At 75.1% G+C, this 14,833-nt stretch carries 10 protein-coding genes; 2 read left to right on the top strand and 8 right to left on the bottom strand.

Going from position 1 to position 14,833, the window contains the following annotated elements; translation table 11 throughout:
• Window positions 1–14: 14 nt before the first annotated feature.
• Window positions 15–809 (bottom strand): coenzyme F420-0:L-glutamate ligase, encoded by a 795-nt coding sequence (cofE, locus tag AB0I29_RS22530; protein WP_357485982.1) that lies wholly within the window; start codon window positions 807–809, stop codon window positions 15–17.
• 107 nt (window positions 810–916) lie between these two features.
• Here cofE and AB0I29_RS22525 point away from each other — a divergent pair, with 107 nt between their 5' ends.
• Window positions 917–2,488, top strand: a complete 1,572-nt coding sequence (locus tag AB0I29_RS22525) for a serine/threonine-protein kinase (RefSeq protein ID WP_357485980.1) — start codon at window positions 917–919, stop codon at window positions 2,486–2,488.
• 13 nt (window positions 2,489–2,501) lie between these two features.
• Here AB0I29_RS22525 and AB0I29_RS22520 read toward each other — a convergent pair whose 3' ends face one another.
• The 3 genes from AB0I29_RS22520 to AB0I29_RS22510 all read right to left on the bottom strand — a co-directional run bounded on the left by AB0I29_RS22520 (window position 2,502) and on the right by AB0I29_RS22510 (window position 5,192).
• Complete coding sequence (locus AB0I29_RS22520; protein ID WP_285105240.1) at window positions 2,502–3,494, bottom strand: TIGR03557 family F420-dependent LLM class oxidoreductase; 993 nt, start codon at window positions 3,492–3,494, stop codon at window positions 2,502–2,504.
• Window positions 3,495–3,577: 83 nt separating this feature from the next.
• On the bottom strand, window positions 3,578–4,453 hold the full coding sequence (locus tag AB0I29_RS22515; protein WP_357485977.1) for a hypothetical protein: 876 nt from the start codon (window positions 4,451–4,453) through the stop codon (window positions 3,578–3,580).
• 10 nt (window positions 4,454–4,463) lie between these two features.
• On the bottom strand, window positions 4,464–5,192 hold the full coding sequence (locus tag AB0I29_RS22510) for a DUF6597 domain-containing transcriptional factor (RefSeq protein WP_357485975.1): 729 nt from the start codon (window positions 5,190–5,192) through the stop codon (window positions 4,464–4,466).
• 125 nt (window positions 5,193–5,317) lie between these two features.
• Here AB0I29_RS22510 and AB0I29_RS22505 point away from each other — a divergent pair, with 125 nt between their 5' ends.
• Window positions 5,318–8,938, top strand: a complete 3,621-nt coding sequence (locus AB0I29_RS22505; protein WP_357485973.1) for an ABC transporter ATP-binding protein — start codon at window positions 5,318–5,320, stop codon at window positions 8,936–8,938.
• Window positions 8,939–8,946: 8 nt separating this feature from the next.
• On the opposite strand, the gene AB0I29_RS22500 is transcribed toward AB0I29_RS22505, so the two are convergent.
• The 4 genes from AB0I29_RS22500 to AB0I29_RS22485 form a co-directional block, all read right to left on the bottom strand.
• Window positions 8,947–10,746 (bottom strand): ABC transporter ATP-binding protein, encoded by a 1,800-nt coding sequence (locus AB0I29_RS22500; RefSeq protein WP_357485971.1) that lies wholly within the window; start codon window positions 10,744–10,746, stop codon window positions 8,947–8,949.
• The gene (locus tag AB0I29_RS22495) at window positions 10,743–12,449 is read right to left on the bottom strand and encodes an ABC transporter substrate-binding protein (RefSeq protein ID WP_357485969.1); all 1,707 of its coding nucleotides are present in this window, start codon (window positions 12,447–12,449) and stop codon (window positions 10,743–10,745) included. The genes AB0I29_RS22500 and AB0I29_RS22495 overlap by 4 nt, the downstream gene beginning before the upstream one ends.
• Before the next feature lie 101 nt (window positions 12,450–12,550).
• Window positions 12,551–13,558 carry an ABC transporter permease gene (locus tag AB0I29_RS22490; RefSeq protein ID WP_285105250.1) on the bottom strand — a complete coding sequence of 336 codons (1,008 nt, stop codon included), beginning with the start codon at window positions 13,556–13,558 and terminating at the stop codon, window positions 12,551–12,553.
• Window positions 13,555–14,556, bottom strand: a complete 1,002-nt coding sequence (locus AB0I29_RS22485; RefSeq protein ID WP_357485966.1) for an ABC transporter permease — start codon at window positions 14,554–14,556, stop codon at window positions 13,555–13,557. The genes AB0I29_RS22490 and AB0I29_RS22485 overlap by 4 nt, the downstream gene beginning before the upstream one ends.
• Window positions 14,557–14,833: the final 277 nt, after the last annotated feature.

The raw sequence follows: 14,833 nt of genomic DNA, 5'->3' as shown, positions 1-14,833 counted from the left end.
GGGGTGGTGCGCCGTCAGCCAGCGCCGGCGCCGGTCGCCGCCCGGCCGTCCGCCAGGCCGCGGGCGTAGGCCTCCGCCGAGCCCTCGCGGAACAGGTCGTCCGCGCTGGCCCGCACCAGCGCGCGGGCGCCGGGTCCGTCCTCGGCGATGACGTGCCGGCCCATGCCGCGCACGACGGCGACGGCCCGGCCCGCGGACTTGCCGCGCACCAGCTCGGACGCCGCGGCGATCTCGTCGACGACGGCGGTGACCGTCACGTTGAGCGGCCGCCCGTGCGTGTCGGTGCTGCCCCGCAGGTCGTCGGTCGGGCTGATGCCGGCGCAGCCGATCGCGATGTCGACCAGCGCGTCGCGCCAGGGCCGGCCGGCCGTGTCGGTGACTACCACGCCGATCCGCTCCAGGCCCAGGCGCTGGGTCAGCGCCGACCGGACGGTGCGGGCCGAGGCGTCGGGGTCCACGGGGAGCAGCAGCACGGTGCCCTCCGGGGTGTTGCTCGCGTCCACGCCGGCCGCGGCCATCACGAGGCCGAGCTTGTTCTCGACGATCCGCAGCGGTGGCAGCCCCGGCCGGGCGCGCTGGGCGACCACGCGGACGGTCTCGTCCGTGATCGCCTGCTCACGGTCGTCGGCGGCCACGACCCGGCCCTCCGCCTTGGACACGATCTTCGAGGTCACGACGACGACGTCGCCGTCACGCGGCCGGTCCTGCTCCTCCAGGCCCGCCAGGAGGTCGGCGATCAGTCCGCCGAGGTCGTCGCCGGGGGTGATCTCGGGCAGCCCGTCGGGGGCCCAGACGCTCAGTCGTTCCACGGGACCATCCTCACATCGACCAGCGGGCGGCCGTGCCGGCGCGATACCCTGCCAGGCGTTCGTCACAATTGTCTGTTTGATACCGCGATCGATGGGGGAACCGTCCGGTGTTGCACGACCCGCCCGCACGAAGGACGGCGCCCGTACCGGAACCGGCAGCCCTGCGCCCCGGCGAACCACGCGCGATCGGACCGTTCCGGATCCGCAGCCGGCTCGGCAGCGGCGGCATGGGAGACGTCTACCTCGGGACCACGCGCCGGGGGCAGCAGGTCGCGATCAAGCTGATCCGCGGGGCACAGCTCGACGACGACGAGTTCCGCACCCGGTTCCGGCGCGAGGCGCGTGCCGCGGCCAGGGTGCGCAGCCGGTTCATCGCGAACCTGGTCGACGCCGACGCCGACGCGGACCTGCCCTGGCTGGCGACCGAGTACGTGGCCGGGCCCACCCTCTCGCAGGAGCTGGCGGCCAACGGGCCGTTGGCCGAGGCCGACGTGCTGACCCTGGTGACGGGCGTCGCCGAGGCGCTGTACGAGATCCACCGCGCCGGCCTGGTGCACCGCGACGTCAAGCCGGCCAACGTGATCCTCGGGCCGGACGGGCCGCGCCTGATCGACCTGGGCGTGGTCGCGGCGATCGACGCGACGCGGCTGACCCTGACCGGGCAGCCCGTCGGCACGCCGATGTACATGGCGCCGGAGCAGGCGACCGGCAGCCGCGCGACGTCGGCCGCCGACGTCTGGGCCCTGGGGGCCCTGGCCTACTACGCCGCCACGGGCAACCACCTGTTCGAGGGCGACCACCCCGCCGTCGTCCTGTACCGGGTGTCGGCGGAGGACCCGTCCTACGCCGACAGCCCCGCGTACCTGCGCCCCTTCCTCGACGCCCTGCTGGTCAAGGACCCGGAGCTCCGGCCGTCCCTCGACGCGATCCTGCGGTCGCTCGGCGTGCCGCAGCCCGGCGGTGCCGCGCCGATCCTCGTCGCCCCGGCGAGCGGCCCGGTCGCGTCCGCCTCGGGCCGGGCGGCGAGCGTCGCGCCGGGGCCGGCCCGGACGGATCGCGCCGACCGCTCCCCGCGGCGGACGCGCGGGCGGCTCCTGCTCACGGTGGGCTCCGTGACGGCGGGGGCGCTGGTGCTGGGCGGCGCCACGCTCGGCCTCTGGAACTCGCTCACGGGCGACGACACGGAACGCAGCGACCTGGGTCAGAGCGAGACGGCCGACCCGCCGCAGGATCCCGTGACTCAGTCGCCGGGCGGCAGCACCGGTCCCGGGGCGGGCACACCGGGCACGGACGTCCCGGCCGGGGACGGGAGCGCGGGCGCCCCGTGGGCGCGGGGTACCGCGCAGGTCCTCGCCGACGGCTCGTGCTGGACCGTCAGCGTCGACCGGGTCGAGGGGCATCAGGTCACCCTGACGTTCTCGTGCGACGGGGTGGGCACCAGCGAGTACCGCCACCCGACGCCGAGCAGCTGGCTCCGGGTCTACGCCGTGGGGGTCGACGGCACCGTCCGCCGCGCCACCGCCGCGGACGCCGCCGCGCAGGACACCTTCTGGGCGCACGGCAACCTCGCGGACACGGGCGACGTGACCGCCACCGTCAGCCTGCCCGACGTCGGGCCCCTCGCCTCGGTGGCCGTGCAGAACAAGGACAGCGAGGGCTGGTACTGGGCCGCACGGTGACGCGTGCGCGCCGTCACCGCACCAGCTTGGGCAGCACCTCGCGCCCGAACGTCTCGATCCACTCACGCTGGTTGCGGCCCGCGTTGTGGAGGTAGATGCGGTCGAACCCGAGGTCGACGTACCGCTGGATCGACGCGCGGTGCTCGTCCGGGTCGGCGGAGACCAGCAGGCGCCCCTCGAAGTCCTCGGGCCGGACCATCCGGGCGAGCTGGGCGAAGTCGTGCGGCGAGCGGATGTCGGACCGCGGGAACCGCATGCCGCCGACCGGCCACTCGGTCAGGGCGTTGGCGACCGCCTCGTCGTGGGTGGGCGCCCAGGAGAGATGGAGCTGGAGCGCCTTGGGCATCCGCGCCGGGTCGCGGCCGGACTCGCGGGCGCCGTCCGCGAACCGGGTCAGCAGGGACGCCATCCGGTCCAGGGGTGCGGCCTGCGTGATCAGCCCGTCCGCCGTCCGCCCGGCGCGGCGCGCCGTGACCGGGCCCGCCGTGGCGACCAGGATCTCGGGGGCGGCGTCCGGCATGGTCCACAGCCGGGTCGACTCCAGCTTGAAGTAGGTGCCCGCGTGCTTGACGTCGCGCCCCGCGAGGGACCCGGCGAAGAGCTTCCGGATGATCTCGACGGCCTCGAACATGCGGTTGATCCGCTCGGCGGCCTCGGGCCAGTAGCCGCCCACCACGTGCTCGTTGAGCGCCTCCCCCGAGCCGACGCCGAGCCAGTGCCGGCCGGGGTTCATCGCCGCGAGGGTCGCCGACGCCTGGGCCACCACCGCGGGGTGCCACCGGAAGGTCGGCGCGGTCACCGGCCCGAGGTCGCCCGTGGTGTGCTCCGCGGCGGCCGCGAGCACGTTCCAGACGAAGCCCGCCTGGCCCTGCTGCGGGGTCCAGGGCTGGAAGTGGTCGGCGGCCATGACGCCGGAGAAGCCGTGCGCCTCGGCGAGCGCCGCCAGCTCCACCGCCTCGCGGGGCGCGAACTGTTCGAGCATCGCGGCATAGCCGATGGTCACCACGCGGGACAGCCTACGGCCCCCGCTACCGGATGTGTCAGACGCCCAGATCCCCCGGGTGACCTGAGCGTCTGACACATCCGGGTTCAGATGCGGCCGTGCGCCCGGAGCGCCTTGAGCGCGCCCAGCGTGGCGAGACCGCGCGCGTCCACGGTCTGGCCCGGCGACCAGTGCAGGTAGTCGAAGTCCCAGCCGCCGTCGTCGAGCTGCTCCCGCCCCAGCCGGTCGAGCTCGTCCGCGATCAGTCGCTCGGGGAACAGCGCCCGGCTGGGCGCGCCGGGCTGCGGGGACAGCAGCAGGGGCCGGAGCTTCTCGTCGTCCTCCCCGCCCGAGACGGAGATGGTCCCGTCCTCGCGCAGGGCGGGCCGCAGGCGCTCGACGGCGGTCGCGACCCGGTCCGGCTCGGGCACGGCGTCGAGGAAGTGGATCGCGAACATCACCGTGTACCCGTCCACGGAGTGCTCCCCGTCGAGCTGCTTCCAGCACCAGGCGGTCGCGGCGTCGAGCCAGGGGTGGTCCAGGCCGAGCTCCCAAAGGTGGCCGGCGATCGCGTAGGTGAGGAAACCGTCGTCGTTCGGCACCATCCACGGGGCGGCCGGGTAGCCGGCGGCGGTGGGCAGCACGTGCGGTACGCGGCCATCGGGCAGCGCGACGCCGCCGAGCCAGTCGGCGGTCTCGCGGGCCAGCGTCGTGACCTCGGGGTCGGCGGCCGTGCCCAGCTCGGCCAGCACCTCGAGCGCGGACAGCGCGCCCGAGACCTGGCTGTCCGGCCCGCGCAGGTCGGGTTCCAGGGCGTGGCCCCAGCCGCCGTCGTCGTTCCGGTACGGGCGGAGGGCGTCCAGGACCCGGGCGGGCGGGGCGCCGTCGAGCCGCACCGCGAGGCGGTGCCGTTCCAGCAGGCGGGCGTCGTCGTAGACGAACCGGCGGGCGGCTTCGAGGTCGATGCTCGTCGATGTGCTCATGGCACCGACGCTAGGCGGCGGTCAGGGTCGCGTCTTCCAGAAATCGGACAGGTGTGAGACCGGTGAGGCGACGCACCTCGTCGGACATGTGGGCCTGGCTCGCGTACCCGGCCGCGGCGGCACGCTCCGCGAGGGACGCCGGAGCACCGCCCGAGAGGGCGATCAGCCGCCGCAGCCGGGCCACCCGCCCGAGCATCTTGGGCCCGTAGCCGACGGCGTCCACCGTGCGCCGGTGCAGGTGTCGCTCGCTGACGCCGAGCTCCTGCGCGACGCCGGAGATGCGCGACCCCGGCGCGCCGAGCCGCCGCGCGGCGGCCGCGACGAGCCCGTCCCGCTCCGCCTTGCGCCGCAGCACGGTGCGCGCGAGCAGGTCGAGACGCCCGGCCGGGTCCGCCGCATCGAGCGCGTCGGCGAGCGCCGGGCCGACGTCGGGCCACACCTCCGCGAGCGGAACCCGCTGGTCGCGTACCTCGGACGCCGGGATGCCCAGGACCGCGCCGGCCGCGCCGGGCCGGAGCCGGATGCCGCTGGTACGCGATGTCGGGGCCGCGCCGGAGCCGGAGACGACCGGGCCGGTGTCGGCGCCGACGATCACGAGCTCGCCGTCGATCCGCACGAGGTCCACGCAACCGTCCGGGATGATCCGCTGCTCGTGGCCCGGCGGGGCGTCGTGCTCCCACAGGCAGGCCACCACCGGCAGCAGGCCGGTCGGCGGTGCGAGCTCACGGTACGGGGTCACGGCGTCCACGCTACGCGCCGTCTCCGACACTCCCCCGTGTCAGAGCCACAGGTCACCCGAGGGACCTGTGGGTCTGACAGGTCGGGGCTCGGTCGAGTGTCAGTGACCGGTGGCAGAGTCGTGTCGTGCCCCTCGTACCGGCTCGGCCGAGCCGCAGGATCCGGCTGCCCCGCGATCAGCGCCACAGCCCGTGGCGCCGACGCGCGCTGCGGGTCGGCGTCGTGGCGGTCCCGGCCGCGCTGCTGGCGGCCGGGGCGTCGTCGTACGCGGCGGTGGTCACCGGCCGGATGGCCGCGGACCCGGCGCGGGACACCCTGGTCCTGCTCGCGGTCGTGAGCACGGCGGTCGTCGTGTTCGACGCCGTGACGTGGCTGGTGGTGCAGCGGGGCGTGGCCCGCGCGGAGGCGACCCTCCGGTCCGAGCTGGCGGCGGCCGCCCTGGGCCAGCCCCTGCCGGAGCTGGAGGAGCAGGCCGTGGGCGAGCTCCTGGACCGGGTCAACGGCGATCCCGAACGGCTCACCCGCGCGATCAGCGGCATCGGCATCACGCTCGGCCAGGCCGCGATCAGCCTCGTGGTGGGGTGGGTGGCCGCCGGTCTCGTGTGGTGGCCCGCCTGGGTGGCGTTCCCGCTGGTCGCCGCGGCGGTGCTGGTGTTCGCGCGCCGGTCGGCGCGGCCGCTGCGCGACCTGAGCAGGCGCAGCTCCGAGGCCGGCTCGGAGCACATGGCGCAGTTCGAGGAGGCCGTGGCGGCCCGGGACGACCTGCGCACCGCGCAGGGGCAGCGGTACGTGCTGCGCCGGTACGCCGAGCTGGCGGCGCGCCAGATCCGGCTGCGGGAGGACTGGTCGGTCGCGTTCTCGCGGGTGCGGCTGCGCACGGAGCTGCCGCTGGACGCCCTGGTGGGCGCGGTGCTCGTGGGCGGGGTGTGGGCGGTGAGCGGCGGCGCGCTCGACGTCGCCCGGCTGGTCACGCTGTGGCTGCTGGTGACGGGGTTCGTGGGCCGGGTCGACGTGCTGGGCCGGCTGCTGCCCCGGGTCGAGGAGGCGATCGGCACGTTCCAGCGGGTGCGTGACCTGCTCGACACGCCTCAGGAGCCCGCCGGGGGCGCGTCGTTCCCGGGCAGCCCGGGCGGGGTCGAGGTGGAGCTGCGCGACCTGACCTTCGCCTACGGCGGCGGCTTCGCACTGGGGCCCCTGTCCCTGACCGTCCCGGCGGGCACCACCTGCGCGCTCGTGGGGCGCACGGGGTCCGGCAAGACCACGGTGACCAAGATGCTGTCGCGCGCGGTCGAGCCACCCGCGGGGAGCGTGTTCCTGGACGGCCGGGACGTCACGAGCCTGGACGTGCACGGGTTGCGCACGCGGGTCGGCGTCGTCGGGCAGCGCACCGAGATCCTGGCCGCGACGCTCGCCGACAACATCACGCTCTGGGCTCCGGTCCCGGCCGCCCGCGTGGAGCAGGCCGTGGACGCGCTCGGCCTGCGGGCCTGGGTCGCCTCGCTGCCCGACGGGCTGGACACCCGCCTGGGAGCCGACGGCGTGACCCTGTCCGCGGGCGAGGAGCAGCTCGTCGCCTTCGCGCGGCTCCTGGTGCGCGACGTCGACGTCGTGGTGCTCGACGAGGCCACCGCGCGCATGGACCCCGCCACGGCGGAGCGGGTCACCCTGGCCGCACGGACGCTCCTGGCGGGGCGGACGGCGATCGTCGTCGCCCACCGGCTGCCCACCGCACGGCATGCCGACACCGTGGCCGTGCTCGACGGCGGCCGCCTCGTGGAGCACGGGCCCTGGGACCGGCTGGCGGCGTCGGACGGCCACTTCGCCCGGCTGGTCGCGGCGGCGGGGCTCGCGGACGGCGAGGGAGCGCCCGAGCCCGTCGTGCCGACGGGTCTGGCCCCCGACCTGGTCCCAGCCGGCGGGGACGGGACCGGTGACGTCGCCGCCAGGACGGCGGGCGCCTCCGGTCCGCACACGGCTGCGTCGCATCCCGCCGGATCGGTTCCCGCCGGGCCTCCGCCCACCGGACATCATCCCGCCGAGCCGCGCCCGGCCACGCCGCGGCCGTCGATGGTGCGAGCGGTCTGGAGCACGCTGCGCGCCCGGCCGTCGTGGCTGCTGCTCCCGGCGGTCGTGTTCGAGGTGACGGACTACCTCACCTCGACCGGGCTCGTCGTCGGCTGGCTGTGGGCGTCGGCCGTGGTGGGTCTGGAGCAGGGGTCGGCGCCCTGGCTGCTGGTAGGCGCGATACTCGTGGCCGTCGTGGCCAACACGCTGCTGCCGCTCACCGTCCGGCTGTCGAGCACCCGCTGGTGGGTCGACTCCCGACTGCGGCTGCACCTCTCCCTGCTGCGCGGCCAGACGGCGCAGCGGCGCACGGTGCGCGACGCCCCGGGCGAGATCGCGGCGCGGGCGCAGGAGGACTACCGGCTCACGGGCCACAGCCAGGCCTGGCGCGAGCTCCTGACGGCGCCGATCACCCTCGCCCTGCTCGTCGTGCTGAGCGACAGCCTGCTGGCCGGCGCGATCGGCCTGGCCATGGCCGCGGTGATGTTCGCGGCGCAGGTGCTGGGCAGCCGGTCGGTCGCCGCGGCGGCGCGGCGGGCGGGCGACGCCGCCGCGGAGCTGGGCCGGCTGCTCGGCTCGGCCCTCGACTCCGTGCGGACCGTCAAGCTCGCCTCGGCCACCGGGGGTGTGCTCGCGCAGGTCGCCCGGGTCGACGGCCGTCGCGTGCACGCGTCCCTAGTGGAGGAGCGGACCAACTTCCTGGTCGGCCTGGCGCCGTCGGTGCTGAGCCGCGTCGCGACGGTGCTCGCCTGGACGCTGCACCTGGCCGGCACGTGGTCGCTGGGCACGACGCTCCTGGTCAGCACGTCGATCGGCACGTTCAGCTGGATCGGGTACAGCCTGGGTGCCCTCGTCACCAGCGCCGCGTCCGCCCGCCGCTGGGTCGAGGTCACCTCCCGGTACGCCGGCACCGAACGGCTCGCCGACGTGCCCGACGATGTCGACCTGTTCGCGGGCACCGCGATCCCGGCCGGGCCCGGGCCCCTCGCGGCGCCGAGTCGCCTGCGCGAGCTGCGCCTCGACGGCGTCACCGCGACGCACGACGACGGCACGGTCGGCGTCTCCGGCGTCGACCTCACCGTCCGGCGCGGCGACCTGGTGCTCGTGGTGGGCCGGGTCGGCTCCGGCAAGTCGTCCCTGCTCGGCGCGCTGTCGGGACTGGTCGACGTCGGCGGGCGGCTGTCCTGGAACGGCGCCGCCGTCACCGATCCTCAGACCTTCCTGCGCCCGCCCCGCGTCGCGCACGTGGCCCAGGTGCCGCACGTCGTCTCCGGGACCGTCGCCGACAACGTGCGGCTCGACCACGAACGCCCGGTCGACGGTCCCGTCCGGTCCGCGGGCCTCGACCGGGACGTCGCCGAGGCGGGCGGCACCGGCACGATCGTCGGGCACCGCGGCCTGCGGCTCTCGGGCGGCCAGGTCCAGCGGCTCGGCCTGGCGCGAGCCCTGGCGACGGGCTCCGACCTGCTGCTCGTGGACGACGTCTCCTCCGCACTCGACGCCGTCACCGAGGCCGAGGTGTGGACCGGCCTGCGCGCCGCGGGCACCACGGTCCTGGGCACCACGTCGCGCGCCGCGACCCTCGCCGTCGCCGACCGCGTGGTGGTGCTCGACGGCGGGCGCATGGCCGCCGTCGGACGCTGGCGCGACCTGGCGCCACGCTGGTCCCACCTGGCCGGCTGACCCGACGGTCAGGCCCGCACGCCCTGCCGCTCCGCCCGGCGGTCCGCCTGCGCGTCCGGATCCGCCACGGGCGCGGCCGTCACGAGCGCCCACGTGTACGGGTCGGCGGGCGCGCCCAGCACCTGCGCCGTCGGGCCCGTCTCGACGATGCGCCCCTCCCGCATGACGGCGACCCGGTCGGCCACCCGCTCGACGACCGCCAGGTCGTGGGACACGAACAGGCACGCGAAGCCGAGCTCGGCCTGCAGGTCCCGGAACAGGTCCAGCACGTGCGCCTGCACGGAGACGTCGAGCGCGGACGTCGGTTCGTCCGCCACGAGCACCTGCGGACCGAGCGCCACGGCCCGGGCGATCGCCACCCGCTGCCGCTGCCCGCCGGACAGCTCGTGGGGGTACCGCAGCCCGTACTCGGGGCCGAGCCGGACCAGCTCCAGCAGCTCGCGCACGCGGGCGTCCCGGGCGGTCCGGTCCAGCCCGGAGTGCAGGCGCAGCGGCTCGTCGACCGACTGCCCCACGGTCCAGCGCGGGTTCAGCGTCGAGGCCGGGTCCTGGAACACCACGCCCGTGGCCCGACGGCGCTCCGCCCGCTCCCGGCGCGACGCGCGCGCCAGGTCGACGCCGTCCACGACCGCACGGCCCGACGTCGGCCGCAGCAGCCCGGCGACCACCTGGCCGAGGGTCGACTTGCCCGAGCCCGACTCCCCCACCAGGCCCAGCACCTCGCCCCGGCCGATCGAGAGCGTGACGCCGTCGGCCGCGACCACGGGGTGCCGGCCCCCGTAGGTGACGGTGACGTCGTCGAGCAGCACGACGCCGCCGGACGCGTTCGCGGCGCGCACGTCCCGCGGCTCCGCCTCGGCACGAGGCGCCGCCTCGACCTGTGGCCTCGGCCCTAGCCCTAGCCCCGGCCCCGGCCCCGCAGGCTCCACCCTCACCGCGGGCTCGCCCAGCCGCGGCACCGCCGCGAGCAGCGTGCGCGTGTACTCCTCGCGCGGCGCCGCGAAGAGCTCGCGCACCGGCGCGGCCTCCACGATCCGCCCGTCGCGCATCACCACCACGTCGTCCGCGAGGTCGGCCACCACGCCCATGTCGTGCGTGATGAGCAGCACCGCCGTGCCGCGCTCGTCCCGCAGCCCGCGCAGCAGGTCGAGGATCCCGGCCTGGACCGTGACGTCCAGCGCCGTCGTCGGCTCGTCCGCGATGATCGCCACGGGGTCCTGCGACAGCCCCATCGCGACGAGCGCGCGCTGGAGCTGACCGCCGGAGAGCTGGTGCGGGTACGCGGCGGCCACCCGCTCCGGATCGCGCAGCCCGGCCTCGGCGAACAGCTCCAGCACCCGCTCGTGCGCCGCCCGCCGGGTCGGCCGGTCCGGCCCGCGCCGGTGTGCCCGCAGCGCCTCGGCGACCTGGTCGCCGATCGTCAGCACCGGGTTCCAGGCGCTCATCGGCTCCTGCGAGACGAGCGAGAGCACCGCGCCGCGGACCTCCCGGAAGGTCTCCGCGGAGGCATCGACCAGCTCGGTCGCCGCTCCTCCACCGGGTCCGGCTTCGGCACCAGCCCTCGCGCCGGCCCCGCCGTCCAGCCGGATGGACCCGCCCACCGCCGCGGCGTCGGGCAGCAGCCCGAGCACCGCCATCGCGGAGACCGTCTTGCCCGAGCCGGACTCGCCGACGAGGGCGGTCACCCGCCCCGGGCGCAGCGCCCAGGAGACGCCGTCGACGGCGGGCCGCTCGGCGTCGTCGAACACGACGGACAGCCCCTCCACCGTCAGGAGGGGCTGTCCGTCGTCCACCAGGGTGCCGGTCACTTGGCCAGCGAGACCTGGAGGTAGTTCGGGTAGGCCGGGAAGTCCGGGATCCGGAAGTTCTCGACCTTCGAACCGTGCAGGAACGAGTTCTTCGTGTAGATCAGCGGGACCACCGGGGCGTCGCCCAGGATCAGCTGGTCGGCCTCGACCCACAGCGAGGCCGCGGCGTCCACGTCGGTCTCCTCGGTCGCGCGGTCGATCAGGTCGTCCGCGTCCGGGTTGCTGTACCGGGCCAGGTTGTACCCGCCGTCGCCCACCTGGGACGAGTGGAACAGCGGCTGGATGTTGCCGTTCGCGCTCGGGAAGTCCGGCTGCCACGACGACAGCGTGAGGTCGTACTTCGAGCCGTCGCCCTGCGTGACCGTCTCGGTCCACACGTCCTCGGCCTGCGGCACGATCTTGACCTTGAGACCGGCCCGCTCCAGGCCCTGCTGGATCGCCTGGGCCTTGGCCAGCGTCGGGGCGTCGTCCTCCACCACGAGACGCAGCTCGCGGCCCGACCAGCCGGCGTCGTCCAGCAGCTTCTCGGCCTGCTCGACGTCGCCCTCCGGTGCCACGTCGTTCACGCCGTTCGAGTACTCCTCGCGGCCGGGGATGCCGGGCGTCACCAGCGTGGTCGCGAAGTCGCCCGCGATCTCGCCGCCGGACGCGACGCGGTACGCGTTCTTGTCCACGGCCAGGCTGATCGCCTTGCGGACGTCGAGGTCGTCCAGGCCGTCGGCCTCGGTGTTGATCGCGAGGTACGCGAGCGCCCCCGGGCCCGAGGTGACCAGGCGGTCCTTGGCCGGGCCCTGCTGGACCTGGGCGAGCTGCGCCGGCGGCACGAACGTGGCGCCGAACGCGGAGGCGTCGGTACCGGAGTCGGCGATGAGCCGCTGGGCCACGACCGTCTCGTCCTGGCTCAGCTCGAAGACCACCGAGTCCGGGCCCGCGGTGCGGGCGTCGTCCGTGGCCGGGTCCCACTCGGGGTTGCGCTCCAGGGTCACCGAGGTGCCCTCGACCGTGTCCGCCACCCGGTAGGGGCCGGTGGCGACGGGCTGGGTCGTGTAGGTCTGGATGTCGTCCTTCGCCTCGGGGACGGCACCGAACGCCGGCATCGAGACGATCCACGGCCAGTCGCCGTACGCGCTGTCGAGGTGGAAGACGATCGTCTTGTCGTCCGGTGTCTCGATCGAGTCGAGCTCGTCGCCCTGGTACGGGCCGCCGTACTCGTCAGCCCCCTCCAGCAGGTTCTTGTGGTAGCTCAGGCCGCCCGACAGCTCGGGGGCGAACGAGCGCTCCACGGAGTACTTGACGTCCGCCGAGGTGATCGGCGTGCCGTCCTCGAACTTCAGGCCGTCCTTCAGCGTGTAGGTCCAGCTCGCCCCGTCGTCCGACGGCGTGCCGGTGTCCGTCGCGAGGTCCGGGACCACCTCGGTGGTGCCGTCGGCGTTGGTCTGCCACGCGGTGAGCCGGCGCTCGACCAGGCCGAGCGTCGTGATCGCGAGGTTCTGGCTGGTGGCCGGGTCCCAGTTGATGGCGGGGCTGGCCGTGAGGATGCGCAGCTCGCCGCCCTGCTGGACGGCGGTCGCCTCGTCGCTCGAGGCCGCGCCCGGCTGCGAGTTCGCGTTGCAGGCCGTCAGCGCGAGCGTGGCGGCGACGGCGATGCCGGCGACCGCGACGCGGCGGGCAGGCCTGCGGGTCGTACGTGGTGCGAGGTTCATCTGGTCCTTCTCGTCTCTACGGAGTTCTGGGGTGCTGCGGCAGTACGGGACACGGGGTCCCGCGGGGTACGGGGTCGGACGTCACCGACGACATCGCCGGGTCATCGGGTTCTCCCTCCGCGCCGCACCCGCGGGTCGAGCACGCCGTAGACGACGTCGACCGCCAGGTTCGCGATCACCACGATGGCCGCGGTGAACACCGTGACGCCCACCAGCAGCGGCACGTCGGTGGCGCCGACCGCCTCCATGAGCAGGGCGCCGACCCCGGGCATGGAGAACACCCGCTCGGTGATGACGGTGCCGCCGAGCAGCGCGCCGAGGTCCAGCGCGAAGAGCGTGACCACGGGGATCGCCGCGTTGCGCAGCGCGTGCCGGGTGACGACCCGGCGTTCCGTGATGCCCTTGGCGCGGGCCGTGCGGACGTACGGTGAGCCCAGCTCCTCCAGCATCTGCGAGCGGGTCAGCCGCGTGTAGACGGCAGCCGACAGCAGTGCCAGCACCGACCACGGCAGCACCAGGTGCCACGCCCAGTCCACCGGGCTCTGGGCGAACGGCACGTAGCCGGACACCGGGACCATGTCGAGCGTGAAGCCGAACAGCAGGATCCCGAGCAGGCCCACCAGGTAGCTCGGCGCGGAGACCCCCGTGATCGCCCCGATCATGAGCCCGCGGTCCAGGGCGGTGCCGCGGCGCACCGCGGCCACGGCGCCGGCACCCACGCCGACCACCAGCCAGAGCACCGCCGCGCCGATCGCGAGCGACGCCGTCACGCCGAAGCGCCCCGCGATCAGCTCGGTGACCGGCGCGTTCCGGGCGAAGGAGTAGCCGAGGCACGGCCGCGGGCAGTCGATGGACGCGCCCGCCGAGCCGAAGGTACGGCCGGTGAACACGCCGCGCACGAACTCCCACCACTGCTCGACGACGGACCTGTCGAGGCCCATGAACGCGCGTGCCGTCTCCAGCCGCTCGGGCGTGCAGGGCCGGCCGCAGGCGAGCTGCGCCGGGTCGGCCGGCAGCAGCACGAACAGCGCGTAGGTGAGGAACGAGACCGTGAGCAGCACGAACACGAGCGTCGCGAGCCGGGTCGCGAGGAACTTGACGAGCGTCATCGCGCACCCCCGCGCCGGCGACGACGCTTCGAGCCGCCGCCCCGCGGGTCGAGCGCGTCCCGCAGGCCGTCGCCGAACGCGTTGAACGCGAGAGTGACGCCGAACAGCGCGAGCCCCGGGAACAGCAGGTAGACGGGGTCCACGGAGAACCAGGTGACGGCGTCGCCGATCGACCGGCCCCACGACGGCGTGGGCGGCGGCACGCCCACGCCCAGGAAGGACAGCGCGGCCTCCGACCCGATCGCACCCGGGATGGAGATGGTCGCGAACACCACGACGGTCGAGGCGAGGTTGGGCAGCACCTGCCGGAACAGCACGTGCGCGTGCGAGGCACCCAGCGCCTGGGAGGCACGCACGAACCCGGAGGCGCGCAGCGCCATGACCTGGCCGCGCACCACGCGGGCGATCGACGACCAGCCGAACAGCCCGATCACGAGCACCAGGAGCAGCAGGCGGGGGAACCATTCGGGCGCGACGGCGCCGACGGCGATCATGAACACCAGCGCGGGCAGCCCGATGAGGACGTCGACCAGCCGGGCCACCACCCAGTCCACCCAGCCGCCGAAGTAGCCCGCGACCAGGCCCAGCACCGTCCCGACCAGCATGGACACGACCGTCGCCCCGAGACCGACCAGGAGCGACGTGCGCGAGCCCATGACCACGATCGCGAACAGGTCGCGGCCCGTCAGCGGTTCGACCCCGAACCAGTGCTCCGCGCTGATGCCGCCCAGCGGCCCGGCGGGCGCCCCGGTGGGCCCGAGCGCGTCGAGGTCGTAGGTGTAGGGGTCCACGCCGAGCGCCCGGGTGATGAGCGGCGCGGCCAGCGCCACGAGCGCGTACGCCACGGCGACGACGGCGCCCACCAGGGCGAACCGGTCCCGGGCCAGACGGCGCCAGAGCGACACGCGGCCGACGGCGGCGACAGCGCTGTCGGCGACGGCGCCGAAAGCGGCCGACGAGGTCGGGGCGACCAGCTCGTCGGAGCGGTCGAGCGACATGGGACTCCTAGGAACGACGGGACATGACGGGGAGGCGGTGCGGCGAGCACCGACAACACGACATGCGCACGATTCGTCTCCTGGAAAGCGTCGAACGGCCGGGATGACGGTCTGACCGGTGTGCCCGGTTCCGGGCCAGGCAGAACCATAGTCCATGCCTCTGGCAACCATCGACCATCTCGAATGATCTGTGGCGGACGTCTCGCCGGCGCACCCCGCTCGCCCGTGCCGTCGCGGCCGGGTACCGACCCGTCCGCCCACGCCCTCCCGGCCTGTG

It is taken from the genome of Promicromonospora sp. NPDC050262 (assembly GCF_040655935.1).
Taxonomy (GTDB): domain Bacteria; phylum Actinomycetota; class Actinomycetes; order Actinomycetales; family Cellulomonadaceae; genus Promicromonospora.
This window is presented reverse-complemented; position numbering and strand designations above follow the sequence as displayed.